This is a genomic window from Pseudoalteromonas rhizosphaerae (assembly GCF_028885455.1).
Lineage (GTDB): Bacteria > Pseudomonadota > Gammaproteobacteria > Enterobacterales > Alteromonadaceae > Pseudoalteromonas > Pseudoalteromonas rhizosphaerae.
Genome location: NZ_CP118496.1, coordinates 3383385 through 3409642, shown reverse-complemented (window position 1 = coordinate 3409642; position 26258 = coordinate 3383385). Strand labels below are relative to the sequence as shown.

Below are 26258 nucleotides of genomic sequence, written 5' to 3'. Positions count from 1 at the left end.
GCTTATATGGCCATTGCAACCATTTTTATGTTTTTATATAAAAGTACATAATTCGCAAAAGGTCAAAAATTAGTTTGATTGTTAAAGTAATCGCGGCTGTTTTTTGTGGTTAATTGAACTATTATTTTTGTAGTTGTAAAAGGCAGTTGCACGAGATTGACGTTTTATAGTCGCAGTAATGAAAGCGTAATATGAATATGATTTAACATTAGGTGAGCTATATCATTGATCAGTAGCGATAAGGAATTTAGTCATTACTATGAGTAACCATGGCAAAGAGAACACTAAAAACACGGCTGATGAGCATCAGTTAGTCCATCATTACCAGCGTGTTCGACACCAAAGCGTGACGTTAATAAACTCGTTATCAGCAGAAGACTGCCAATTACAAGCTATGGCAGATGTAAGCCCTAGTAAATGGCACCTTGCGCACACAACGTGGTTCTTTGAAACTTTTTTACTAATTGCACATAGCTCTCACTACACAGTATTTAATCCTAACTTTAAAACTTTATTTAACTCATATTATAACGGTATAGGTGAACAATTTAAGCGTGCCTGCAGAGGGAGTTTATCGCGGCCTAGTTTAGATGACGTGATTACCTATAGAGAAAATGTTGACCGGGCGGTGATTGAATTACTGAGTGCACCGTGTAGCGAGTCAATAAAGCAAGTTATTGAATTAGGACTTAACCATGAACAACAGCACCAAGAACTAATGCTGATGGACATTCAATATAACTTTTCAGTTAATCCGTTGTTTCCTGCTTATTGTGACACTAACAACAACCGTATAGAAAATCCTGTTACGCAAGCCAGTCCTCTTAGCTTTGTGGCATTCTCAAAGCATACTGCACATATTGGTGCAACTGAGCAAACGTTCAGCTACGACAATGAACGGCCAACTCATCAAGTGCTTATTCAGCCATTTAAATTTGCTAACCGGCTAACTACCAATGCTGAGTATTTAGCGTTTATACAAGATGGTGGTTACCAAAACCCAGAGCATTGGCTCAGTGACGGTTGGGCGCAGATAAATAATGCTCGGCAAACTGCGCCACTCTATTGGCATAAAGTAAATAATGAGTGGTTTGAATTTACATTAGCTGGATTACAGCCTTTGGCGCTAAATGAGCCGCTAAGCCATGTTACCTTTTACGAAGCAAACGCTTTTGCACATTACTCACAAGCACGCCTCCCAACCGAATTTGAATGGGAAAGCGTTGCTAACAGTAATGCGGCGCAAACTATCACCCAGCTGACCGACAACTGTTGGCAGTGGACAAACAGTGCCTATTTACCGTACCCAGGCTTTAAGCCAATAGCAGGCGTGGCAGGGGAATACAATGGTAAATTTATGGCGAACCAAATGGTACTGCGCGGTGGCTGTAAACTTACCCCACAAAATCATTTAAGACTAACTTATCGCAATTTCTATTATCCACACCAAGCGTGGATGCGCAGTGGTATTAGACTCGCTAAGGATTGAGCATGAGCCAAGTAACAACATTAATGACAACCGATATTGATAACCGCTTTTTAACCGATGTTATTGCGGGACTGTCACAGCAACAAAAGAATCTACCCTGTAAATATTTTTATGATGATAATGGGGCCGCTTTGTTTGAGCAGATCACTGAGCTTGATGAGTACTACGTGACACGCACAGAGCTGAGCATTTTAACCAAGCACAGCCAAGCAATTGCCAAGTTGCTTCCTGATAACTTATCAATTATAGAGCCGGGCTGTGGCTCGGGTAAAAAAATTGCTTATTTGTTAGCGCACTTAGTGAATGTGAAAAGTTTTGTGCCATTTGAGATCTCTAATGAAATGCTTAATTACTCACTGGCTCATTTATCTCCATTATTTCCTGAGTTAGCTATTTCGCCGTTGTTGGGGGATTTTACTCATAGCCAAATGGTAAAGCAGTTAAGCCGTGAAACACAATTGGATAGCCAAACGAACCTCGTGTATTTTCCAGGCTCAACAATAGGCAATTTTTCACCACTAAAAGCCATTGAGATCATGAAAAATTTCCATCGGTTATGTGGTATTAACGGTTATGTACTGATTGGCATTGATTTGCTCAAAGACCGTCAAGTATTACTTGATGCTTATGACGATAAACAAGGCGTCACCGCGGCATTTAATAAAAATTTGCTCCAGCGTATTAACGCTGAGTTAAATGCTGATTTCGATCTTAGCCAGTTTAATCACCAATCACGGTTTAATGAAAAACTAAGCCGTATTGAAATGCATTTGATCAGTAACTGTGATCAAACAGTCACCGTCAATGGCGAATCATTTAGCTTTTCTCAAGGTGAGAGTATCCATACAGAAAACTCCCATAAATACGCACTACAGGCATTTACTGAACTTAGCGCCCAAGCTGGATTACGTTTAGAGCAAACGTGGCAAGACGAGCAGGGTTATTTTGCATTGTGTTTATTAAGGCCAATTTAAACAATGCACAGTCCATCATTTATTATTTAACTGTACTTAGCTAAAAATGCTGCGCAAATTGATTTTTTAATAGTATAAATACTACATTAAACCTACGGCTGCTGGTGTAGCCATTATAAAACCTTATTACGAAGAGGTTAGTGTGGACAGTTCTACTAAATTAAAAACGATTGCAGCACATTTATTTGCACAACGCACAAGTGCAGCGCCACAATCAGATTTACCGCCACAATTAGCATTAACAAGCACTGAAGATAGTTTAGCTGTTCAACAATTGATGATTGCATTAAACAAGGGCCAAGTATTTGGTTGGAAATGCCTATTACCACTTGATAACGGTGCGATTATTTTGGCTCCAATATTAAAGCCGCCGCAATCATTTGCACAAATCTGCAGATTATATACTGAACAAAACAAGGCACGGATAGAGCCTGAAATTGCTTTTGTGTTTGCGCAAAATATGCCAAAGCAGGCCAGCTATAGCGAAGCTGAAATTGACCACGCGGTGAGTGACACGCATATGGCACTTGAGCTGATCCAAAACCGTTTCTCTACAGCGTATCAAGCAAATCACTTTGCAAAGTTAGCGGATGGTTTAAGTAACCAAGGGGTGTTACTTGGTCCTAAAATTAATAAGCAAGTAGCTTATGATGCGGCACATATTACTATCGCGATAACACAAAATAATCGCTGTCATAGCTATCTTGGCAAGCATCCATGTGGTCTGGCACAAACACCAATCTATTGGGCAGTAAATTATCTGGCTAAGTGTGGGATCACGCTCGCTGCTGGCCAAATTCTCATAACAGGCTCATATTGTGGTGTTATTGAGTTAGACACTGATGTTGATACTGAAATTGACTATGCAGGGCTTGGAAAATACACCGTCAAATTTAGTGGCTTAACTGATAATGACATAACTGTTTTTTAAACGGTAATTAATGGTTGCTCCGGCAACAGAATCTTGGAAAAGCTGGCCATGTGTTTGTTCAGTGTATTGTTTGATTATCGGGGCAATAATGCTGATGGCTGAACCTGTAGCGCTATCTTCATCCACGCCATAATAAGGAGCAAAATATCGAAAATGCCACTGTGTGGTTTGATTAGCTGTTTGGCGTTGTTGCATTACAATCACTGCATTTGGGTAGTATTGTAATTGTGCTGTATTTATCGCGAGTGTTTTTAAAGGCTGATCACTGTTAATCATCACAGTACTGTAGCCGTTAATTTCTGCTGTTTTATAGCTCTGCACTATTGAGGCAGGAATGGCTTGTTGTAGCAGAACCTCTGTTTGTACCTCGGTGCTATCAATGGTTGCTAATTGTAGTTGCAGTGCGCGTTGATGTATTCTGGTTTTAAATACTTCTCCTGTATTTGTATAAAAGGTGTTTGGGCTAAACCCTTGCCATTTTTGTAAAAACAGTGCAGCGGCGAGTGTCCCATGACCACAGCGGCTGATCTCATGGCTGTGATTAAACCAACGAATAGGGCATCGATTTTTTTTGATATTGGCTTGATTTAAAAATACGGTGGCGGGCTGAGCGGTGTTTTTTGCAATGCGCTGCATTAGTCGAGTTGTTAACCCTGTTTTATAAATAACAATTAACGCAGACGAACCTTTACAGCGTCTCGCTGTATCGTTAAAAACTTGCTCAATAGCAAAAGACTGCACAAAGCGTGGGGCTTTGTGCAGTCTGTGAGTTAATGCCAGATTTAATAAGCGACTAGGCTTATTATTTCTTTTGTGCATAGGCGTCGTTATGAATACCTGCGGCACGACCTGATGGATCGGCATTATTTTGAAATGATGCATCCCATAATAACGCTTCAGGCGTTGAACAGGCTACAGACTTACCGTGTGGTACACATTTAGCTGCTGCATCACCTGGGAAGTGAGATTCAAAAATAGTACGGTAGTAATACGCTTCTTTTGAATCAGGTGTATTAATAGGGTATTTAAATTTTGCGTTTTCAAGCACTTGATCGGTTACTTGCTCGTTTACAAATTCTTTTAATGTATCAATCCAGCTATAGCCTACACCATCCGAAAACTGCTCTTTTTGACGCCATAACACTTCATCAGGTAAGTATCCGTCAAAGCCTTCACGTAAAATATGCTTTTCAATTTTGCCATCTTTACACATTTTAGCTTCAGGGTTGATACGCATAGCAACATCAACAAACTCTTTATCAAGGAAGGGAACGCGGGCTTCTACACCCCATGCCGCCATTGATTTATTTGCGCGTAAGCAATCAAACATGTGCAGTTTAGATACTTTACGGTTTAATTCTTCATGAAACTCTTGTGCATTTGGTGCTTTATGAAAGTACAAGTAACCACCAAATAGCTCATCAGCGCCTTCACCAGAGAGCACCATTTTAATACCCATCGCTTTGATTTGGCGAGCCATTAAGTACATCGGAGTAGAAGCACGGATCGTAGTTACATCGTAGGTTTCAATGTGATAAATAACTTCACGCAGGGCATCAATCCCTTCTTGAATCGTAAATATAATCGGGTGATGAACAGTTCCTATCATATCAGCTACTTTTTGTGCAGCCGCTAGATCTGGGGAGCCCTCAAGGCCAACCGAGAAAGAGTGCAGTTTAGGCCACCATGCATCGCTTTCATCATTATCTTCAATACGTTTTGCTGCAAAACGTTGGGTAATAGCTGAAATAACGGATGAATCTAAACCGCCTGACAACAACACGCCATAAGGTACGTCACACATTAGCTGACGTTTAACGGCGGCTTCAAGTGCATCTTTGACGTCTTCGGCTTTTGCGCTGTTATCTTTAACTGCATCGAAGCTTTGCCAATCACGGGCATAATATGGGCGCAATTGACCATCTTTACTCCATAAAAAATGTCCAGGAGGAAATTCTTCAATATGCTTACAGATTGGTGAAAGTGCTTTTAGCTCTGAGGCAACATAAAAGTTACCGTGCTCATCGTGGCCAGTATAAAGTGGAATAATACCAATATGATCACGGCCAATTAAATAAGCGTCTTGTTCTTCGTCATATAAACAAAAAGCAAAAATACCGTTCAGATCATCTAAAAATTCAGGCCCTTTCTGTTTGTATAACGCTAAGATAACTTCACAATCTGATTGAGTTTGAAAAGTGAAATCGGTTTTAAGGTTAGCTGCAAGTTCTTTGTGATTATAAATTTCGCCATTAACCGCTAGAATATGAGTTTTTTCAGGATTGTATAAAGGCTGCGCACCGCTTGATACACCAACAATGGCTAAACGTTCATGCACTAAAATCGCTTTCTCTGATGAATATACACCAGACCAATCAGGCCCGCGGTGACGTAATAATTTTGACATTTCAATTGCTTGCGTACGCAATGGAGCGGGATCAGACTTTATATCTAATACACCAAAAATTGAACACATAGTAACTCCTCATTCCTATCATGTGTGTTAGTTAGGTCATAATACCTAACCATTCACGTTTGTTTTAACAGAAATAATTAACTAAGTCACATAGCTTTTACAATATTTTCAGAATAATTTATGCACCAGCATGGCCGCTGATGCACCAAATTGGTCAGTGGGTGGTGCCAGCCGCGACTTTTACATCTTGTTTTGCAACAATAGCTTCGTTGATCATTACTTTTAACGCGCTTAACACGGTTTCTTCGCTCATACTCGGTGCGCCATTATGGTGCACAGCTTGGCTTGGTAAATAAGGGATATGCACAAAGCCCCCTTTGATGTGTGGTTCATGCTCATTGATATGATGTAATAGACCATACATAACGTGATTACACACATATGTACCCGCTGTATTAGAAATGGCGGCTGGGATCTCACTTTGTTGCAGTGCTAATAACATGCGTTTGATAGGTAATTGTGCAAAATAAGCGGCAGGAGCATTTTTGACGACGGGGTGATCAATGGGTTGCTTTCCTGCGTTGTCTTTAATTCGGGCATCATCAATATTAATCGCGATACGCTCTATGCTTATTTCACTGCGGCCACCGGCTTGGCCGATACATAATACTAGAACCGGATGATGCTGCTCTATGGCTTTATAAAGCACCTCTAATGAGGTATTAAACTCACACGGTAGCTCAAGGGCTATTACTCGGTGCTTAGCGATTAAATGTTCGTCGAGTTTGCTTACCGCTTGCCACGACGGATTGAGCGATTCGCCGCCAAATGGTGCAAACCCAGTTATCAATACGCAGGGCATGCTTGATGTCAGTTTAGTCATTAAAAATCACCATATACATTAAAATAATATTGACCGTTAATAAGGCCAGCGCAGTAGGTATTTGCACCTTTATAACATGGTATTTGTCTTTTAGGTCGAGTAATGCCGCTGGAATGATATTAAAGTTTGCTGCCATTGGCGTCATTAACGTTCCACAGTAACCACTGTACATCCCAATTGCTACCAGTGGTGCGGCGCTGGCGCCATGACCTTCGATTAAAAAAGGCATAGCAATACCCGCAGTCATTACCGGAAATGCAGCAAACGCATTTCCCATCACCATGGTAAATAACGCCATGCCAACACAATACAGCACCACCAGCATAAAACGATTCTCTGGCGCTATAAATAAAGTAACCAACTCTTTAATTGAGTCTCCTGTTTGCGCCACAATAAACACGCCACCAAGCATTGCTAGCATTTGTGGCAGTATTGCTGCCCAACCGATAGAATCTAGCAGCCGACGGGATTCAGTGACAGCTTCAATCGGATTTCCCCCAGTAATTTTCCAGCCAATAAGTAGCGCAGATACACACGCTATAGTGAGCGATGCGAGAGTTAAATGACGTTGATCAAGTAAGTAATAATCACCAATTGCGATACCATCAAAAGAAACAGTCAGTAATACCGTGATCACGGGTATCATTAATGCGGGAACAAATAATTTATTGCCTAGGCGAGAGGCCGATTGTGTTTGTTGCTGCTCAGTGAGTGGTTGATAACTGCCCATGCTTACTAGGTTTAAACCCGCTAACAGGGCAATTAATACTACGCTCACACCAACCCATAAATAAGTGTTGGCTTTGCCGAACAAGGCAATAGATACATCACCAAATAAAAAACTGCTACCAAATAACAACCAAAATAATGCTGTGGTGAGCCTTTTTGGATGGTTTTTGTCTTGCAGCGTTCGAACAACTAAAAACATCACAACGAGACCGATTAATAAATAAATGTTCTCAATGGTGATAATTGTAGCGTTTGAGTTAGTTACATCGGTTGTTAGTACTTTACTCATCACACTTCCTGCTGTTTGTAGTGAGCAACAGCCAGAGCTATTTTTGCTTCTAAACGAGATAATCTAAATAAATGAATAATGAGTGCGGCAATGGCGGTCGGAATAGCCCATAAACCAATATGCAGCGGTTCAATACCGGCAATGCCGTTTTCCTTTAAGAAGGCATCCATCAATAGTACAGCACCAAAAGCAATGAAAATGTCTTCTCCAAAGAACATCGCAATATTATCAACGGCAGCTGCATGGGCGCTGATCATGTCTTTTATGGGTTTTGGCAGCTCACCGTGTTTATTGGTCGCGGCACCTAATGCCATGGGGGCTAATAATGGACGAACAGTTTGTGCTTGACCGCCAAGGCTTAATAACCCAAGGGCTGCTGAGCATTCTCGAACGATAAAATACAGGGCTAATATACGTGCGCTGGTGGCACTTTGAATTTGTGCAATCCAGTTTTTCGCATGCTGTTGTAAACCATAGCGCTCTAGCAGTGCGATAACGGGTAAAATAAGAATAAAGCTGGCCAGTTGACGAGAGTTCATAAACTTCTCGCCAAAGGTTTGCAAAAGGGTGAGGATATCTAAATTTACCGCCCAACCAGTTGCAAGGCCAGCAACGGTTACTACAATCAGTGGGTTAAAGCGCAAGGCAAATCCTAGCACAACCACTGGAATGCCAATTAATGGCCAATAATTAAGATCAAACATCATAGTTCCTACACTGTGCTGTGTTTATTATTATTTATTAAGCTGAGCTTTTATTTAGTGATTGGTTATCTGATGCTCAAGTTTTTTAGTGCAATAGTCAATTGTTGTAGGTGAGCGTCAAGTTTTCGCTGCGCAGTATTTGCAGCTGCTAGGTTGACGAATTCAAATCGCACAAAGTCACCAGGTTTAAGTTGTGCAAATTGGTGTTGATCGGCACTTATTATAGTACCAAGTAGCGGGTATCCTCCGGTTGTTTGGCCATCATTTAGCAATACGATAGGCTCACCACTGGGTGTTAGTTGGATAGAGCCCGGGCTAACAGCTAAAGAAGGCAATGAATGTGTATGCATTAATTGATTATGCTCAGTACTGAGCCTTACTCCCATACGATTACTTTGCGGACTGACTTGCCATTTAGTCTGGGCAAAAAAATCACTAAATTGTTGTGATAGTAATTGTTGATGTGGGCCTGAATGGACGCGGATCACACTGCGCTTAGCGGGGGCAATCGCACCACGTTGCGGCCAATTGCCATCAAATGGCGTGATTGGGACTTGATCATTGGCTTGTAAAGGCGCGCCCGTTAGGCCACCAAAACCTGCTGCAATATCGGTGGCTGTTGAATTCATCACTGCATGACAATCAATGCCGCCTTTAATTGCGAGGTAGCTGCGAAAACCTTGCCGAGCGGTGGCAAATGTCAGTGTTTGTCCTTGCTCTACTGGGTAACTCCAGCCGGGATAAATACTTACTCCATCAAGCTTTGCTTGCATATCAGCGCCATGCAGCGCAATAACAGTGGCACATTGAAACTGTAATTGCGCTAAGCCTAAAGTGATCTCAATAACACTTTGATTGTCATCATTGCCGACTAAACGATTGGCAATGATCATTGCATAAGGGTCAAGCGCACCAGATTGGGCAATTCCTAAATGACGATAGCCATGACGACCGAGATCTTGAATCGTCATTTGCATTCCGGGCTTTATTACGGTGATCATAATACCGACTCCTTAGTAATAAATTGCAGTGTATCGCCCGGTTGTATTGCGCATGGTGGAGTATTTTCACTGTCAAATAATGCAAAATCACTGTGGCCGATAATATGCCAACCACCGGGCGAATCAGCTGGGTAAATCGCGGTTTGATTAGCGCCAATGGCAACCGAACCTTTGGGCACTCGAGTTCGCGGCTGTGCTCTGCGCGGAGTATGTAATTGACTATTCAGACCGTGCAAATATGCAAAGCCTGGCTGAAAGCCTAAAAACAATACTTGATAATGCCCTTGGCTATGTATATCAATTACTTGTTGTGGCGATAAATTGTGATACTCAGCTACATAGTCTAGATCTGGGCCATAGTCACCACCGTATTGGGTAATAATTTTATGATGCTTACCCTGATAGTCGTGCGGATTTATATTTGCCCACCAAAGTGCTAACTGAGCTTGCCAGTGAGCAAGCGAAGTAGGGTCTATTAAATAAACTGTCAGCGAGTTCATTGCGGGTACTACATCTATAAAGGCGTCGCTGGTGTTGCATTGTTGCACTAGTGCCCAGATTTTTTTTTGAATGCTCAGACTGTCATCGTTTAGGGCAGTGGCATCAAGCAATATGCTGTTATTACTGAGGACACTAATAGTTGGAGAGATAGTTTGTTGATCCATAGCCAAATGTATTTATTATTCTTGAATACCTCAAACTAGCATATAACGTATGAAATGTTTATAGCGATGCGACTAGTTAACAACCTTGCAATATTAACATTACCCAGTGTAGCGCAAACACATTAGTTTGGTTATGGAATGTTCTGGACTAATACACGTAAACTAGATATGTGAGTCAGACTATAAAAAACTGTGGCATATCACTCACTGTTGCTTAGAGTAGGTGTTTGATAATGCCACAGTTGTTATAACAACTAATGATGTTAGTAGAATGCATTAAGTTATAATAGCTTACTGCTAATTACTTAACAGCCACTCACTGAGCAAGCGCACACCATAACCTGTGCCGCCTGGTGAAATTTCATCTTTTCCTTTAGTTGCTAGTGCATTACCTGCAATATCTATGTGTACCCAACGAGTTTCACCAGCAAAATGTTGCAAAAAGCTGGCGGCCGTTGTTGCTCCGGGGCCACTTGAGCCTAGGTTTTTAAGATCGGCAATGTCTGAACTTAAGGTTTCTTTATATCCCAGCGGTAAGCGCCATAGGTTTTCATTTACTTGTATTCCAGCTAAAGTGAGTTGCGTAACAAGCGTATCGTCATCAGAAAACACCGCCGCATAATCGTTACCTACGGCTTTGATTTTAGAGCCGGTAAGGGTGGCAACGTCTATCATGATCTCCGGCTTGAAATATTCACGTGCATACCACATTGCATCACTTAATACTAAGCGTCCTTCTGCATCAGTATTAACAATCTCAACGCTTAAACCTTCTGCGGTGCGAACCACATCACCAGGGGCAACAGCGTATTGCGACACCATATTGGCAGCCATACCCATAACGGCAACAATGTTTTTGTCAGCTTTTGCAAGCGCCATTGCTTTGATAGTCCCAAGTACAGCGGCGGCGCCAGCCATATCAGATTTCATTCGCGCAATTGATGCGCCTGTTTTGATACTATAACCACCAGAGTCAAAGGTGATCCCTTTACCAACCAGAGCAATAGGGGTCGCGTTTGAGCCTTTGTAATGTGCAACGACTAAGCGAGCGCCTTGTTCGCTGCCACGCCCGACAGCTTCAAGTGCCCCCATACCTAGTTCTATTAATTGCTTAGGCTCTAAAATAGTGATTTCTACACCTAGAGACTCAAGCTCTTTTGCCGCACTAGCAAAGTCAACAGGAGTCATTTCGCTGGCCACTTCTGAGGTTAAGTCACGTGCTAAAAACACTCCTGCTTGAATGCTTTCAAGTTCAGAATAGTTACGTTTTGTTTGCTTGGAATTACTAACGTCAAAATGATAACTGACAGTGTGAGTGTTCGGATTTTGTTTATATTTTTCAAAACGATGGTCGCGTAAATTTGCACCGTGTGCAAAGTGAGCACTAAGTACACTGTTATTGTTTACGCCTTCAACGTCATCGAATGCAACCGCAGCAGTTGTTGTTTTACTGCTCATTAATCGCGCATGAATATTACCACCTAGTTTGGTCATTAACGCTCTATCAAGCTTATCTTGCTTACCGGTACCAACAATTAGCACGCGTTTATAGTCACTATTATAAGGTGCAATTAATTCAACAGTACTGGCGTATTTGCCACTAAAACTTTCATTTTCAATAGCGTGCTGTAATTGAGCATTGAACTTTTTATTGATTGAGTTAAATGCGGTATTGCTCCCATCCTCACTGTAAAACAACACTAATGCTTGTGCATTACTATCAAGCTTGGAAGAAAAATTAAACTCTGCAGCATGGCTTTGCGTACTAAGTGCAAGGGCAATTGATAATGCAGAAAAAGCAATAAGGTTTTTCATGTTTGTACCTTTATTAAATAAACACGTTTTACCTCATTTATTCGCATAGGTTAAGTCGGATTCGGTAAAGCCGCAATAATGAGCGATAAAATAACCCACATTCCTGAAATAATATGTTCTGCTTCAAGGTCTACTAAAATGAAGCAACAAATAGAAAGAGGTAGAGTATGTTGGCAGCAAAGAATTGGCTTAAATTAACCACTTTAACAATTTTGTTCAGTGCGGCAAGTTATGGTGTTTCCCTTAACAATGAAAAAGATAATGATATTCAAGCAACAATGCATTTAGAAACCATGGTACTTGGTTCTGGTTGCTTTTGGGGGGCAGAAAAACGTTATGAAGCGCTTCCTGGTGTAATTGATGCAAAGTCAGGCTATGCAGATGGTAAGGGTTTTAAAGCAACTTATCGTAATATTACCCAATCATCGCGCAAGTTCGATGAAAATAATTACGCTGAAGTTGTTCAGGTTACTTACAATAGCAATATAATCAGTGCTGCAACGTTATTAAAAAGTTACTTTGAAAGTCATGATCCAACGCAAAAAAATCGCCAAGGAAATGATATTGGCACGCAGTACCGTTCAATTATTTTAACTACTACTGAGCAACAAGTTGCACTGGCTGAAGAATTAAAACAGCAGTATCAAGATAAACTAACCCAAGCTGGTTATGGCTCTATAAAAACCATTATAAAACCATTAACGGTATTTTTTCCGGCTGAGGAATATCACCAAGACTACTTAGTTAAAAATCCTAATGGCTATTGCCCTGATCATTCAACAGGCGTTGTTTTTGAAAAACGCAGTGATGATAAAGTTGATAATACGGCTTTACTCGCAGGAAAGCAGATAGTGATCATTGATTCACGAGATTACTGCCCTTATTGTGAAAAACTCAAAAAAGATGTGTTAAATGATTATCAAGGAACCATTGCCGTCACTTATCGTAAAGCCGATCAACTTGATGGTTTAACGATTAAATCAGCGACGTGGGCCACCCCAACAATCTTATTTTTAGAAGATGGTAAAGAGGTTTATGGTCGCCAAGGTTATGTGTCTAGCGAAGAGTTTTATAAAGCACTTGGCGCATTTAAATTAGGGGATAGTGAAGCATATACAGTGGCATTCAAGGCCCGTACAGATAGTCCGTTTTGTAAACAGTACGATATTTTTAAAAATACCCCGGATGGTATTTTTATAGACAAACTCAGTGGTGTACCACTGTTTGATACTCGGGATCGGTTCAAATCGGGCACCGGGTGGCTGTCATTTACTCACCCTATCAAAGACAGTGTGACCATGCATGAAGACAATAGTTACGGTATGCAACGTATTGAAATTAAATCTAAATCTACGGGTATTCATTTAGGGCATTTGTTCCCAGGTGAAGGCCCAAAAGGTGAAGATCGTTATTGTATCAATGCAACTGTGTTAGATTTTGTCGCTCGCAAAGACACCTAACAGATTAGAATAATGGCTGAGGAAATTGCAGAGTAAGGCTTCAAAATAAACTATTTTTACGATAAACCCATTGAGCTGGGTTTATCGTATTTAATGAGTTGTATATCAAATTATAAGAGTACAATTAATGTCGGATCATCACTGTTATTGGCTTTATTTTAAGTGTTTAAATGTGTCTAGCAGCCATTTTATAAATAGCTCAAGCTGTGCATTTGCCTCGCCAGGGTAGTGCTGTACTAAATAGTATTTATCCTTGGTTACTAATGGTTCATCAGTAAAGTTGCACAACCAGCCTTCGTCAAACCATGTTTGACTAATAGGCAAAGGAATTAGCGCTATACCCATACCTTGTTGCGCTGCACGGGCAACACCAAACATACTATCTACTTGTATAATTTGCTTGGGTGAAAAGTCATCAAGGCCTGCATGTTCAGCCCATTGATGCCAAGCCCAAGGACGCGCTTTGTGCAAAATTAATGGCACTTGTTGTAATGCTTCAAGTGGCTTTTTGTGCCACTGTTGCCAATTTTCTTTATTACAAGCCGGTGTGTATTGTAATGAAAACAGCTCGTGGACAACGCCTTCAATTGGCTTCGAAGACGACAGCACAATAGATAAATCACTTTGTTTAGTTAACTCTTTACGCGTTTTCATGGTGTTTAGTTGTAAATTGGTTTTAGGGTGCTCAACAGTCCACTCGCTCAGTTTCGGCATTAATAACTCACTGGCAAAAAACTCTGGCAAAGTAATGCTGATGGTTATATTTTCTTGCAGCTGACTAAATTCGTTAATGGTTTTTTCGAGTGCTTTTATAAGTGGTGATACCGAGTCATAAAAGTTTTTCCCCGCAGCTGTGAGTCTAATTGAGCGTGTTTGGCGCTCAAACAACTCAATCCCTAACTGTTCTTCTAGTTGCTTTATTTGATGACTAACAGCAGATGGAGTCAAATAAAGCTGATTGGCGGCTTCTTTAAAGCTTAGCGTTCTTGCCGCAAAACAAAATGAACGCAATCCTCTGATAGGTGTTTGCATGATAATACTATTTAATTAACTCATACCGTTAGTTAAGCAATTATTAACCCAATTTGCAAAGTACGCACAAGATTTGTATGGGTTATCGTGAATTAGTGCATTTATGCTTAAAAAGCACACTTTAAAAGTTTATTTAATCTACAAAGCTGAGTTTGACAGCTAAATAGTTAGTTATTTTACTTTTTATGCATTACAGATAGCGGGTGGTTTTCACAATTATGGGGCACAAACAGTTTTTTTGCCATAACATAGTGCAACCTAGCAATAGGGTAAAAAAAATCCCTCTTGCGAGGGATTTTGGGTAACTCAGCGCCATTGGCACTGGGAATGAGGTCGGTACAGGGTGAACCTGAGCGTTAAATTAAAAAACCATCTCAGGGATTTCACCATCAACAAGTAATTTACCTGCTGTTTTACTAATAATTTCATCAACTGACACGCCCGGTGCGCGTTCTAAAAGATGAAATGCGCCGTCTTTGACTTCTAACACGGCTAAATCTGTCACTATTTTCTTTACACAGTTAACACCAGTTAAAGGTAAAGAGCAACTTTCTAGTAGTTTCGAGTCACCATGTTTACTTGCATGGGTCATAGTAACGATAATATTTTTTGCACCAGCGACAAGGTCCATCGCGCCGCCCATGCCTTTGATCAACTTTTTAGGGATCATCCACGATGCGATACTACCGTTTTGGTCAACTTCAAATGCACCTAGAACAGTTAAGTCTACATGACCTCCACGGATCATTGCAAAACTATCTGCACTATTAAATATGGCTGCGCCTTTAGCTGCTGTCACGGTTTCTTTACCCGCGTTTATCATATCTGCATCAAGCTCTGCTTTAGTAGGGTATTGCCCCATGCCTAGTAAGCCATTTTCAGACTGTAACATCACTTCAATGTTATCAGGTACGTAGTTTGCCACTAACGTAGGAATACCGATACCGAGGTTAACGTAATAACCGTCTTGTAGTTCTTGTGCAACGCGCATTGCGACTTGTTCACGTGATAATGCCATAATTATTGCTCCTTAATCGCGAGTGGTTACACGTTCAATGCGTTTTTCAAAGTTACCTTTGATCACGCGATTAACAAAAATACCAGGGGTGTGAATTTGGCTTGGTTCTAATTCACCCGGTTCAACAATTTCTTCTACTTCGGCAACGGTAATTTTACCTGCTGTTGCGGCCATTGGATTAAAGTTCATGGCAGTATGGCGAAACACTAAATTACCATAACGGTCCGCTTTCCATGCTTTTACAATGGCAAACTCACCAGTGATTGATTCTTCTAAGATATAAGGGCGTCCGTTAAATTCTTTTACATCTTTACCTTCTGCCACAGGCGTACCGTAACCTGTCGCTGTATAAAAAGCAGGAATGCCAGCACCACCGGCACGCATTTTTTCAGCCAGCGTACCTTGCGGAGTAAGCTCGACATCAATCTCGCCGCTCAACAATTGCTGTTCGAATAGGGCATTTTCACCCACGTAGGAGGCAATAATTTTTTTAATTTGCTTGTCGTGCAATAAAATACCTAAACCAAAATCATCTACACCGCAGTTATTCGATACCACAGTAAGTTCTTTGGTTTGTTTACGTTTGATTTCGCTGATCAATCCCTCAGGGATACCGCATAAACCAAAACCACCAGCGATAATGGTATCGCCATCTTTTAAGCCTTCCATTGCAGCTTCATAACTTGAAACCACTTTATCGAAACCGGCCATGGGCCCACTCCTTATTTGTAATTATATGACTACTAATTTAAGGCTAAATATAGACTATTGATCAGTAGTTTGATTTTTAAGTGCCAAGGATACCTTGCTCACAGGTTGTTTATTTAATGCCGTGCAAATTGCCCAACCAGCTTTAGCCAGTCTTTCTAAATCAATTCCATGCTCTATGCCAAGTCCTTGTAGTAAGTAAACTACATCTTCAGTGGCAACATTTCCTGACGCACCCTTTGCATAAGGGCAGCCACCAAGGCCTGCAACTGCACTGTCAACCGTTGCTATACCTCGCTTTAAGGCAGTGTAAATATTTGTGAGCGCTTGACCATAAGTGTCGTGAAAATGAACAGCTAACAATGACTTATCAATTTCAGCTAGTAGTACGTCCAACAGCTCATCGACCTTTTTTGCGGTACCTACGCCAATAGTGTCACCTAGGCTTACTTCGTAACAACCAAGGTCTAATAACTTTTGACATACTTGTAGTACGCGCTGCGGATCGATATCGCCTTCGTATGGGCAGCCAAGCACACAACTAACATAACCACGAACACGAATATTATGTGATTTAGCAAAGGCCATTACATCAGTAAAGCGGGCTATGCTTTGGTCAATTGAGCAGTTAATATTCTTCTGACAAAAGGCTTCACTGGCAGCAGTAAAAATAGCAAATTCTTTAATACCCACAGCATGGGCTGCTTCTGCACCTTTTAAGTTAGGCGTAAGTGCCGTTAAATTAGTCGTAGGTAAATCAAGCGCACTGATCACATCGCTGGAATCGGCCATTTGTGGCACCCATTTCGGTGATACAAATGCGCCTGCTTCAATGTCTTTAATACCTGCATCAGCAAGGGCGTTAATTAAGGTTACCTTATCTTGAGTAGTTACTGCACGCTCGTTTTGTAAGCCATCACGGGCACCCACTTCAACAATGCGAACATGACTTGGTAGTGTACTATTCATCTGCTGCGCTCTCATCGCTGACAATTGCTAATAGGGCACCATGACTCACCAGAGCACCTTCTGCAAAACAATAGCTTTGCAATACACCATCATGGGGGGCGGTGAGCGTATATTCCATTTTCATTGCTTCGATGATCACCACAGCATCACCTTTTGTGATGGTGCTGCCAACGTCAATAAGGTGTTTTACAACGGTACCATTAAGTGGTGCTGCAAGCGGTAGGGCATCGCTTTCGTGATCACTGATATAGTGTTTATCAAAAATATCAAAGGTAGTTTGCAATGCTTTGTACATTACTGTGATGGTATTGTCTGCAGTAACCACATGGGCGATATTTTTATTGCCATTGATAAATACACTACACAGGTTATTGTCGATACTGCCAGAGGTTGTATAGTCAACCTCATCGATGCGGACTGTGTACCCCGCTTGATGAGCTGCGGCAGTGATCGCATTATCAACGAATGGCACCTTAATTGTTGCTTCTGCATTGAGTTTAAAACCAGCTAGACTGTCCCATGCGTTCTGAGTTCCTTGACGATTAAGCCCAGTTAAATAGCTAAATGCAGCTATAATGCGGCTGCTAACAGCGTGTTGTTGATCAACTTTAAGCAACGCATCGCCTTGCTCTTCAATAAAGTGAGTATCAGGAGCGCCTTGCTTAAAGGTTGCATGGTTAGCAAGGGTGTGTAAAAAACTCACATTACAACTAAAGCCCGCTAAATGGAATTGTTCAAGGGCTGTGCTTAATCGTGCTAAAGCTTGCTCGCGCGAGTCATCATGAACGATCAATTTAGCGATCATAGGATCGTAAAATGGACTGATCTCATCCCCTTGCATGATCCCAGTATCAATGCGTACATACTCAGATTGAACTGGTATATACAAGCCATTGATGGTACCAGAGCAAGGAATAAAGTCATTGCTTGGATCTTCGGCGTAAATACGCGCTTCAAAGCTGTGGCCCTGTAATTGGATATCACTTTGTTGCATGGGTAATGGGTTACCTGCGGCGACGTTAATTTGCCAATTAACTAAATCGACACCAGTCACCATTTCAGTAACAGGGTGCTCAACTTGCAGCCGGGTGTTCATTTCCATAAAGAAGAATTCATCGCCACACAGTAAAAACTCAACCGTGCCTGCACCTCGGTAATTGATCGCAAGTGCACAGCGTACTGCGGCTTCGCCCATTTCTTTGCGTAGTTCGTCAGATAAACCAGGCGCGGGGGCTTCTTCAATCACCTTTTGATGGCGGCGTTGTAATGAACAATCACGATCACCTAAGTACACACAGTTACCGTGATTATCAGCAAACACTTGCACTTCAACATGGCGTGGTTTATTAACATAGCGCTCAAGTAGTACTAAGTCGTTACCAAAACCGGCGATTGCCTCACGCTGTGCACCTTGTAGAGCACTGATAAAGTCTTTTGCATGTTCAACCACGCGCATGCCTTTACCACCGCCACCAAAGGCTGCTTTGATAAGCACTGGGTAACCAATTTTTTCAGCTTCAGCTTGTAAAAACGCAGGATCTTGTTTGTCACCATAATAACCAGGTACTAATGGTACATTCGCGGCTGCCATTATTTCTTTGGCGCGGGTTTTTGAGCCCATTGCTTCGATACTGCTCGCTGGTGGGCCTATAAACGCAATATTATTGGCTTCACAGGCCTTTGCAAATTCACTGTTCTCAGATAAAAAGCCGTAACCAGGGTGAATGCAATCAGCACCTGCATCCAGTGCTACTTGGATAATTTTATCAGCTACCAAATAGGAGTCTTTACTCGGCGCTGCGCCAATATGGTAGGCTTCATCGGCGAGTTTTACATGTTGTGAATTTTTATCTGCATCAGAGTAAACCGCCACAGTGGTTAAGCCCATTTGCTTTGCGGTACGCATAACCCGACAGGCAATTTCGCCGCGATTAGCAATAAGAATTTTTTGTAATGATTGTGTGCTCATGGTGATCCCTATTTTTGCCAATTTGGTGGGCGTTTTTCAAAAAAGGCAGATAACCCTTCTTGACCTTCTTCAGATACGCGAATTTTGGCGATACGCTCTGCGGTTAAATTTATGATTTGTTCATTAATATCATGGCCAGCTACATCGTTGATCAATTGTTTTGCTGCGCGAACCGCGACAGGGCCGTTGTTGATCAGTGTTTCGAGTAGTTGATCAAGCGCGCATTCAAGTTTACCGGTTACTTGATGAATTAAGCCTAATTGCTTGGCTGTGTGGGCATCAAAAATCTCAGCGGTTAAAAAATAACGACGTGCAGCGCGCTCGCCAATGGCTCTGATCACATACGGGCTGATTACAGCTGGAATGAGGCCAAGTTTTACTTCGCTTAAACAAAACTGTGCATTGTCTTGGCATATGGCTATGTCACAACAGGCAATTAAGCCCAGTGCGCCGCCAAATGCCGCGCCTTGCACAGCACATACCGTTGGCAGTGGGCTGCTGGCTAATACATGCATTAATTTGGCAAGTTGTTTTGAATCCGCAAGATTCTCACTGAAGTCATTGTTTGCCATGGACTTCATCCAATTAAGATCAGCCCCTGCAGAGAAATGCTCTCCCTCAGTTTTTAAAACAAGGGCGCGTACATTTAAGCTATTAGCATGCTCTATACATTGAATAAGTTCTTGGATCACTTGCTCGTTAAAGGCATTGCGCTTTTCAGGGCGACTTAAAACGAGTACAGCCACATTTGATTTAGTTATTTGTAGTGTTACTGACATACTCACGTCCTTACATTCTAAATACGCCGAATTGCGAATCACGTTTTGGTGCATTGGCTGCAGCACTGAGAGCTAAACCTAGCACACTTCGGGTATCTGCTGGATCGATGATACCGTCATCCCACAAACGGGCGCTGGCATAGTATGGATGACCTTGTTGCTCGTATTGCTCGATAATCGGCTGTTTAAACTCGCTTATTTGCTCATCAGTCATGCTTTGGCCTTTACGGGCTAAACCATCTTGTTTAACTTGCGCCATAACGCCTGCTGCTTGTTCGCCGCCCATCACAGAAATACGCGCATTAGGCCACATCCACATCATAGTCGGTTCAAACGCACGACCACACATGCCATAGTTACCTGCGCCATAAGAGCCGCCAATTAATACGGTAAATTTTGGAACATCAGCACACGAAACAGCCATCACCATTTTAGCGCCGTGTTTAGCAATGCCTTCGGCTTCGTATTTTTTACCTACCATAAAGCCGGTAATATTTTGTAAAAACACCAGTGGAATATTTCGTTGTGCGCACAGCTGTATAAAGTGCGCGCCTTTTTGAGCTGACTCACTAAACAAAATGCCATTGTTAGCAACAATCCCAACCGGATGACCATAGATTTTCGCAAACCCAGTCACTAAGGTATCGCCAAAGTAACGTTTAAACTCATCAAACGAAGAGTCATCCACGGTACGTGCAATCACTTCGCGAACATCAAATGGCTTTTTAAGATCGGTGCCAACAATGCCGTATAATTCGTTAATATCATAACGCGGTGCTTTTACTTGCTCTAATATTGGCGAAGTAGGGCGTTGATAATTAATTCGTTCAATACATTGGCGAGCAATTGATAACGCATGAGCGTCATTTTCAGCGTAATGATCGGCAACCCCTGATGTTTTACAGTGGACATCAGCGCCGCCAAGTTCTTCTGCGGTTACCTCTTCACCTGTAGCCGCTTTTACCAGCGGTGGGCCGGCTAAAAATATTGTGCCTTGCTCTTTTACAATGATGCTTTCGTCGGCCATTGCAGGCACGTACGCGCCACCTGCGGTACATAAACCCATAACGACTGCAATTTGTGGAATGCCTTTGCCCGACATACGCGCTTGATTATAAAAAATACGACCAAAGTGCAGTTTGTCAGGAAATACATCATCTTGCTCAGGTAGGTTGGCACCACCTGAATCAACCAAATATATACACGGTAGGTGACACCGCTCGGCAATATCTTGTGCGCGTAAATGTTTTTTAACGGTTAGTGGAAAATAGGTGCCGCCCTTAACTGTCGCATCATTGGCGATGATCATACATTCAACGCCTTTAACACGGCCAATACCAGCAACTACACCGGCACAAGGAATCGCTTGCTCATAAACACCAAAGGCTGCAAATTGTGAAATCTCTAAAAATGGTGAACCTTCGTCAAGTAAGGTACTAATGCGTTCACGCACGAACATTTTACCACGGCTTTCATGGCGTTCTATTAACGCTACGCCACCACCTTGGCTGATCTCGCTTACTTTATCGCGTAAATCATCAACCAGTGCCGCCATATTTTTATGATTTTGCAAAAACTGCGGGTCGTGAGGGTTGACGCTTGATTTTAAAATAGTCATAGCGCTTATCCTTAACGGCTTTCAGTAAATAATTCGCGACCAATTAGCATGCGACGAATTTCCGAGGTACCGGCACCAATTTCATAAAGCTTAGCGTCACGCAATAGGCGGCCAGTGGCGTATTCGTTGATATAACCGTTACCACCGAGAATTTGAATAGCATCAAGTGCCATTTTAGTTGCCAGCTCTGCCGCATATAAAATTGCGCCTGCGGCATCTTTACGGGTCGTTTCACCGCGATCACATGAACGCGCAACAGTGTATACATAAGAGCGAGCTGCATTCATTTGTGTATACATGTCGGCTACTTTGCCTTGTATCAGCTGAAATTGACCAATCGGTGTATCAAACTGCTTACGTTCATGAATATAAGGTACAACAATATCCATACAGGCTTGCATGATACCCAGCGGGCCTGCCGCTAGCACAACACGTTCATAATCAAGGCCACTCATTAGTACCTTAACGCCTTCGTTTAAATTGCCAAGGATGTTCTCTTCTGGTACTTCACAGTTTTCGAACACTAATTCACAGGTATTTGAGCCGCGCATCCCGAGTTTGTCGAGTTTTTGGGCGGTAGAAAAACCAGGGAAATTACTCTCAACAATAAATGCGGTGATGCCTTTAGCGCCAGCGGTTAAATCAGTTTTAGCATAGATCACTAAAGTATGCGCATCTGGACCATTGGTGATCCACATTTTATTACCGTTTAAAATGTACTTATCGCCTTTTTTCTCGGCTTTAAGTTTCATTGATACTACGTCAGAGCCTGCGTTAGGCTCACTCATGGCAAGGGCACCAATGTGCTCACCACTAATTAATTTAGGTAAGTATTTTTCTTTTTGTGCTTGCGTGCCATTGCGATTAATTTGATTAACACACAGGTTAGAATGAGCACCGTAACTTAGGCCGATAGAGGCACTCGCTCGGCTAATTTCTTCCATTGCGATTACGTGCTCTAGATAACCTAAACCCGCACCACCGAGCTCTTCGGGTACGGTCATACCTAATACACCCATTTCGCCAAGTTGTGGCCAAAGCTGATTAGGAAACGCATTATCAAGATCGGTTTTTTCAGCTAAAGGGGCAATTTCTTGGCTAGCAAAACTGTTTACATGATCGCGGATCATATCTGCGGTTTCGCCAAGGCCAAAGTTCATTTCTTTATATAGTGAAATAGTGCTCATGATTCATTCCTGTGTGAGAGACTGTTAATGAATAGTCATTTAATCGTTATTGTTTAAAACTAGTTATTCATCTAATTGATTTAAGGTGTCGCGACAACGACGCTCTGCGGTTACTAATTCCATCAAGACAACTTTAATGTCATCCATTTGTTGGCTTAGATCAGCTTTTTTATCTGAAATTAAGTCAAGCATAGTCACTAACTGTTTAGCGCTGGATTTATCGGCATCATAAAGTTCAAACAAACGGCCTGTTTCAGCTAAGGTAAAACCTAACCGCTTGCCACGTAAAATAAGTTTTAAACGCACTTTATCGCGTTTTGAATAAATACGGGTTTGGCCATTACGCTCAGGTGAAATTAAGCCCTGATCTTCGTAAAAGCGAATTGAGCGGGTGGTTATATCAAACTCTTTAGCCAGTTCACTGATACTAAAGGTTTGTTCATTGCTTGCCGGTTCGGCGGCTGAACTTGCAAAGTTTGCTTGATTATCTTGATTCATAGTGTTTTTACCTCATTCGAATAACTCCAATATAAGTGAAGTTTACGTAAAGGTAAAGTGGATTGTAGAACTTATACTTTAGACTAATAACCTAAAGCCATAAATAGCAGGTGTAACCTGTATTAATGCAGCTTGCAGGGGCGCTGTTTGTATTAGGCTACAGCAAAATAAAGATATGTTTACACTTTTGTTGGGCGCAAAAACCTTGATTTTAGATTTACGTTGGCGTAAACGTAAATATTATGTATGCTCATAAGCAGATTATAAATACAGTGTTTGGCTAATCTCTGCATATGAATATAGCCAATTATAAAATGGAGCCTTTTTTATGACTACCGAAGCCGTTGTTATTGTAGCAGCAAAACGCACCCCAATGGGTGGTTTTATGGGAGCCCTTAGTGATGCAGCCGCCACTGAGTTAGGTGCAACAGCCATTGCCAGTGCGCTTGCTGACACCGGATTAAGCGATACAGCTATTGATGAAGTGATCATGGGCTGTGTATTACCGGCAGGTTTAGGTCAAGCGCCAGCACGTCAAGCAATGTTAAAAGCAGGTCTTGCGCGCAGTACTGGCGCTACGACCATCAACAAAGTATGTGGTTCAGGTTTAAAGGCCGCCATGCTTGCACATGATTTAATTAAAGCCGGTTCAATTAACAGCGCGGTTGCAGGTGGCATGGAAAGCATGACCAACTCGCCATACTTTATTCCTAAAGCGCGTGGCGGTATGCGTATGGGCCATGGCGAAATTAAAGATCACATGATGAGTGATGGCCTAGAAGACGCATACGATAATAAAGCGATGGGCTGTTTTGCTCAAGATACGGCTGATGAATACGGTATTGGCCGCGAGCAAATGGATGAATTTGCACTTAATTCACTGACCAAAGCCAATGCCGCGATTGCAAATGGCGATTTTATAAATGAAATTGCGCCGCACACTATTAGCTCTCGTAAGGGCGATGTAACCATCAGCATTGACGAGCAACCAGGTAATGCACGCCCAGAAAAAATTCCCGGTCTGCGTGCTGCGTTTAAAAAAGACGGCACCATCACTGCGGCTAATTCATCGTCAATTTCAGACGGTGGCGCAGCCCTTATTTTAATGAGTGAATCGCACGCCAAAGCACAAGGGCTTACGCCACTGTGTCGTATTGTTGCGCACAGTACCCATTCTCAAAAACCAAGTGAGTTTACTCTTGCTCCTGTTGGCGCAATGAATACTTTGCTTGCAAAAGCAGGCTGGACAACTGACGACGTTGACTTATGGGAAATTAACGAAGCATTCGCCATGGTAACAATGTTGGCGATTAATGAATTAAAACTTGATGCCAGCAAAGTGAATGTTAATGGTGGTGCTTGTGCACTTGGCCACCCAATTGGTGCTAGCGGCGCACGTATTTTAGTGACACTTATCCATGCTCTTAAAAATCGTGGCCTGAAAAAAGGCGTAGCGTCTTTATGTATTGGCGGTGGCGAGGCGGTCGCACTGGCGGTTGAAGCACTATAAATTAGTTAAATTTAAACTCTTACAGCCGTAGGCTCTTTTAACAATAACTACTGCGGCTTAATTTATTACCCTCTGGGGAGGAGTGCGTTATGCACCAAGTACCATTACTGATCAACGGCGAATTTGTTCAATCAACATCAGATCAACTGATTGACGTTATTAATCCAGCAAACCAAGAAGTGTTAGCACAAGTACCGTGTGCTACCGACGCTGAAATGGATGCGGCTATCGCATCAGCCAAAGACACTTTTAAAAGCTGGAAAGATGTGCCAATTACTGAACGTGCGCGCATTATGATGAAGTATGCAGCACTTTTAAAAGAGCACCACGATGAACTAGCCACCATTATTTGCCATGAATTAGGCAAAACCTTTGAAGATGCCAAAGGCGATGTTTGGCGTGGTATTGAAGTGGTTGAGCAAGCAGCTAATGCGCCATCTTTAATGATGGGCGAAACCATGGAAAACGTGGCCCGTAAAATCGATACTTACTCATACATGCAACCACTGGGTGTGTGCGCGGGTATTACGCCGTTTAACTTCCCAGCGATGATCCCACTATGGATGTTCCCACTGGCGATTGTCTGTGGTAACACCTTTATTTTAAAACCTTCTGAGCAAGATCCGCTGACGCCAATGCGACTCGCTGAACTGTTCATTGAAGCCGGCGCACCAGCAGGTGTATTACAAGTTGTTCATGGCACTAAAGTACAAGTTGACCGCTTATTAGAAGATCCCGCAGTACGTGCAATTTCGTTTGTTGGCTCGTGTGGCGTAGGTGAATACATTTACTCTAAAGGCACTGCTAATTTAAAACGTGTACAAGCCTGTGTCGGTGCTAAAAACCACATGGTGATAATGCCTGATGCAAGTCGCTCACATGTAGTTAATAACCTTGTTGGTGCCTCTGTTGGTGCTGCGGGTCAGCGTTGTATGGGTATTTCAGTGGCGGTGTTTGTTGGCCAAGCGAAAGACTGGGTTGAAGACATCAAAGCCGGTTTTGCCAATGTGCGCCCGGGTGTGTGGGATGACAAAGATGCAGCCTATGGTCCGCAAACATCGACCGCAGCCAAAGCGCGTATTTTGTCACTGATTGCACAAGGTAAAGAGCAAGGTGCAACGTGTTTAATTGATGGCTCTGATTTTACTGTTGAAGGCTATGAAAAAGGTAACTGGGTAGGACCTACCTTATTTACTGACGTCACCACTGAGATGGATTTATACAAAGAAGAAATTTTTGGCCCAGTACTGGCGTGTATGTTTGTTGATTCGCTTGATGAAGCAATCGCGCTTATAAATGATTCTCCATTTGGTAATGGCACGTCGTTATTCACTTCAAGTGGTGCGGTTGCGCGTAAGTTCCAACATGAGATTGAAGTCGGTCAAGTGGGTATTAACGTACCAATTCCTGTGCCACTGCCATTCTTTTCGTTCACCGGTTGGAAAGGTTCATTCTATGGCGATACGCATACGTACGGTAAGCAAGGTATTCGTTTTTATACTGAGACCAAAACAATTACTTCACGTTGGTTTGAAGACGAGATTGCCTCTGGTCCAAACATGAGCATTAATCTTAAATAACTAATTTAACTTACTCCACATAATAAAAAAGAGG

Annotated in this window: 23 protein-coding genes; 6 read left to right on the top strand and 17 right to left on the bottom strand. The window is 42.2% G+C overall.

Features of this window, described 5'->3' with window-relative positions:
* Positions 1-259 precede the first annotated feature (259 nt).
* From egtB to PVK79_RS14615, 3 genes are all read left to right on the top strand, one after another.
* A complete protein-coding gene (gene egtB, locus PVK79_RS14625) occupies positions 260-1489 on the top strand; it encodes an ergothioneine biosynthesis protein EgtB (protein ID WP_257326073.1) in 1230 nt (409 codons plus the stop codon).
* 2 nt (positions 1490-1491) lie between these two features.
* Positions 1492-2463: an L-histidine N(alpha)-methyltransferase gene (gene egtD, locus PVK79_RS14620; protein ID WP_182779070.1), complete on the top strand. Its 972-nt coding sequence runs from the start codon at positions 1492-1494 to the stop codon at positions 2461-2463.
* A 142-nt stretch (positions 2464-2605) separates the two neighbouring features.
* Entirely contained in the window at positions 2606-3394 is a 789-nt protein-coding gene (locus PVK79_RS14615; RefSeq protein ID WP_257326072.1) for a 2-keto-4-pentenoate hydratase, read from the top strand.
* Here PVK79_RS14615 and PVK79_RS14610 read toward each other — a convergent pair.
* The 8 genes from PVK79_RS14610 to PVK79_RS14575 form a co-directional block, all read right to left on the bottom strand.
* The gene (locus tag PVK79_RS14610; RefSeq protein WP_257326071.1) at positions 3365-4213 is read right to left on the bottom strand and encodes a PhzF family phenazine biosynthesis protein; all 849 of its coding nucleotides are present in this window, start codon (positions 4211-4213) and stop codon (positions 3365-3367) included. The genes PVK79_RS14615 and PVK79_RS14610 overlap by 30 nt on opposite strands.
* Positions 4197-5870 carry an asparagine synthase B gene (gene asnB / locus PVK79_RS14605; protein ID WP_257326070.1) on the bottom strand — a complete coding sequence of 558 codons (1674 nt, stop codon included), beginning with the start codon at positions 5868-5870 and terminating at the stop codon, positions 4197-4199. The genes PVK79_RS14610 and asnB overlap by 17 nt, the downstream gene beginning before the upstream one ends.
* Before the next feature lie 154 nt (positions 5871-6024).
* Positions 6025-6693 carry a pyroglutamyl-peptidase I gene (gene pcp, locus PVK79_RS14600; protein WP_149982472.1) on the bottom strand — a complete coding sequence of 223 codons (669 nt, stop codon included), beginning with the start codon at positions 6691-6693 and terminating at the stop codon, positions 6025-6027.
* A complete protein-coding gene (locus PVK79_RS14595; protein ID WP_145233259.1) occupies positions 6686-7711 on the bottom strand; it encodes a DUF979 domain-containing protein in 1026 nt (341 codons plus the stop codon). The genes pcp and PVK79_RS14595 overlap by 8 nt, the downstream gene beginning before the upstream one ends.
* Positions 7711-8415, bottom strand: a complete 705-nt coding sequence (locus PVK79_RS14590) for a DUF969 domain-containing protein (protein WP_145233413.1) — start codon at positions 8413-8415, stop codon at positions 7711-7713. The genes PVK79_RS14595 and PVK79_RS14590 overlap by 1 nt, the downstream gene beginning before the upstream one ends.
* A gap of 65 nt (positions 8416-8480) precedes the next feature.
* Positions 8481-9416 (bottom strand): 5-oxoprolinase subunit C family protein, encoded by a 936-nt coding sequence (locus tag PVK79_RS14585; RefSeq protein ID WP_182757630.1) that lies wholly within the window; start codon positions 9414-9416, stop codon positions 8481-8483.
* Positions 9413-10081, bottom strand: a complete 669-nt coding sequence (gene pxpB, locus PVK79_RS14580; protein ID WP_145233263.1) for a 5-oxoprolinase subunit PxpB — start codon at positions 10079-10081, stop codon at positions 9413-9415. The genes PVK79_RS14585 and pxpB overlap by 4 nt, the downstream gene beginning before the upstream one ends.
* A gap of 297 nt (positions 10082-10378) precedes the next feature.
* A complete protein-coding gene (locus tag PVK79_RS14575; protein ID WP_257326069.1) occupies positions 10379-11896 on the bottom strand; it encodes a leucyl aminopeptidase in 1518 nt (505 codons plus the stop codon).
* Between the two features lie 167 nt (positions 11897-12063).
* Between PVK79_RS14575 and msrA the strand changes: the two genes are divergently transcribed.
* Entirely contained in the window at positions 12064-13356 is a 1293-nt protein-coding gene (gene msrA, locus PVK79_RS14570; protein ID WP_425607865.1) for a peptide-methionine (S)-S-oxide reductase MsrA, read from the top strand.
* A 153-nt stretch (positions 13357-13509) separates the two neighbouring features.
* Here the strand turns inward: msrA and PVK79_RS14565 are convergent, their stop codons facing one another.
* The 9 genes from PVK79_RS14565 to PVK79_RS14525 all read right to left on the bottom strand — a co-directional run bounded on the left by PVK79_RS14565 (position 13510) and on the right by PVK79_RS14525 (position 23134).
* The gene (locus PVK79_RS14565; RefSeq protein ID WP_145233266.1) at positions 13510-14388 is read right to left on the bottom strand and encodes a LysR family transcriptional regulator; all 879 of its coding nucleotides are present in this window, start codon (positions 14386-14388) and stop codon (positions 13510-13512) included.
* A gap of 361 nt (positions 14389-14749) precedes the next feature.
* Positions 14750-15406: a 3-oxoacid CoA-transferase subunit B gene (locus PVK79_RS14560; RefSeq protein ID WP_145233269.1), complete on the bottom strand. Its 657-nt coding sequence runs from the start codon at positions 15404-15406 to the stop codon at positions 14750-14752.
* Between the two features lie 12 nt (positions 15407-15418).
* Positions 15419-16117, bottom strand: a complete 699-nt coding sequence (locus PVK79_RS14555; protein ID WP_145233270.1) for a CoA transferase subunit A — start codon at positions 16115-16117, stop codon at positions 15419-15421.
* Positions 16118-16171: 54 nt separating this feature from the next.
* Complete coding sequence (locus tag PVK79_RS14550) at positions 16172-17083, bottom strand: hydroxymethylglutaryl-CoA lyase (RefSeq protein WP_182759305.1); 912 nt, start codon at positions 17081-17083, stop codon at positions 16172-16174.
* On the bottom strand, positions 17076-19052 hold the full coding sequence (locus tag PVK79_RS14545) for an acetyl-CoA carboxylase biotin carboxylase subunit (protein ID WP_257326068.1): 1977 nt from the start codon (positions 19050-19052) through the stop codon (positions 17076-17078). Before PVK79_RS14545 ends, PVK79_RS14550 begins: the two co-directional genes overlap by 8 nt.
* An 8-nt stretch (positions 19053-19060) precedes the next feature.
* The gene (locus PVK79_RS14540) at positions 19061-19831 is read right to left on the bottom strand and encodes an enoyl-CoA hydratase/isomerase family protein (RefSeq protein ID WP_145233273.1); all 771 of its coding nucleotides are present in this window, start codon (positions 19829-19831) and stop codon (positions 19061-19063) included.
* Between the two features lie 10 nt (positions 19832-19841).
* A complete protein-coding gene (locus PVK79_RS14535) occupies positions 19842-21449 on the bottom strand; it encodes a carboxyl transferase domain-containing protein (RefSeq protein ID WP_149982463.1) in 1608 nt (535 codons plus the stop codon).
* A gap of 11 nt (positions 21450-21460) precedes the next feature.
* Entirely contained in the window at positions 21461-22636 is a 1176-nt protein-coding gene (locus PVK79_RS14530; RefSeq protein ID WP_182730585.1) for an isovaleryl-CoA dehydrogenase, read from the bottom strand.
* Positions 22637-22699: 63 nt separating this feature from the next.
* A complete protein-coding gene (locus tag PVK79_RS14525; protein ID WP_257326067.1) occupies positions 22700-23134 on the bottom strand; it encodes a MerR family transcriptional regulator in 435 nt (144 codons plus the stop codon).
* Positions 23135-23462: 328 nt separating this feature from the next.
* Between PVK79_RS14525 and PVK79_RS14520 the strand changes: the two genes are divergently transcribed.
* Positions 23463-24644, top strand: a complete 1182-nt coding sequence (locus PVK79_RS14520; RefSeq protein WP_257326066.1) for a thiolase family protein — start codon at positions 23463-23465, stop codon at positions 24642-24644.
* A gap of 89 nt (positions 24645-24733) precedes the next feature.
* Positions 24734-26224, top strand: coding sequence for a CoA-acylating methylmalonate-semialdehyde dehydrogenase (locus PVK79_RS14515; protein WP_182779058.1), 1491 nt, complete (start codon positions 24734-24736; stop codon positions 26222-26224).
* Positions 26225-26258: the final 34 nt, after the last annotated feature.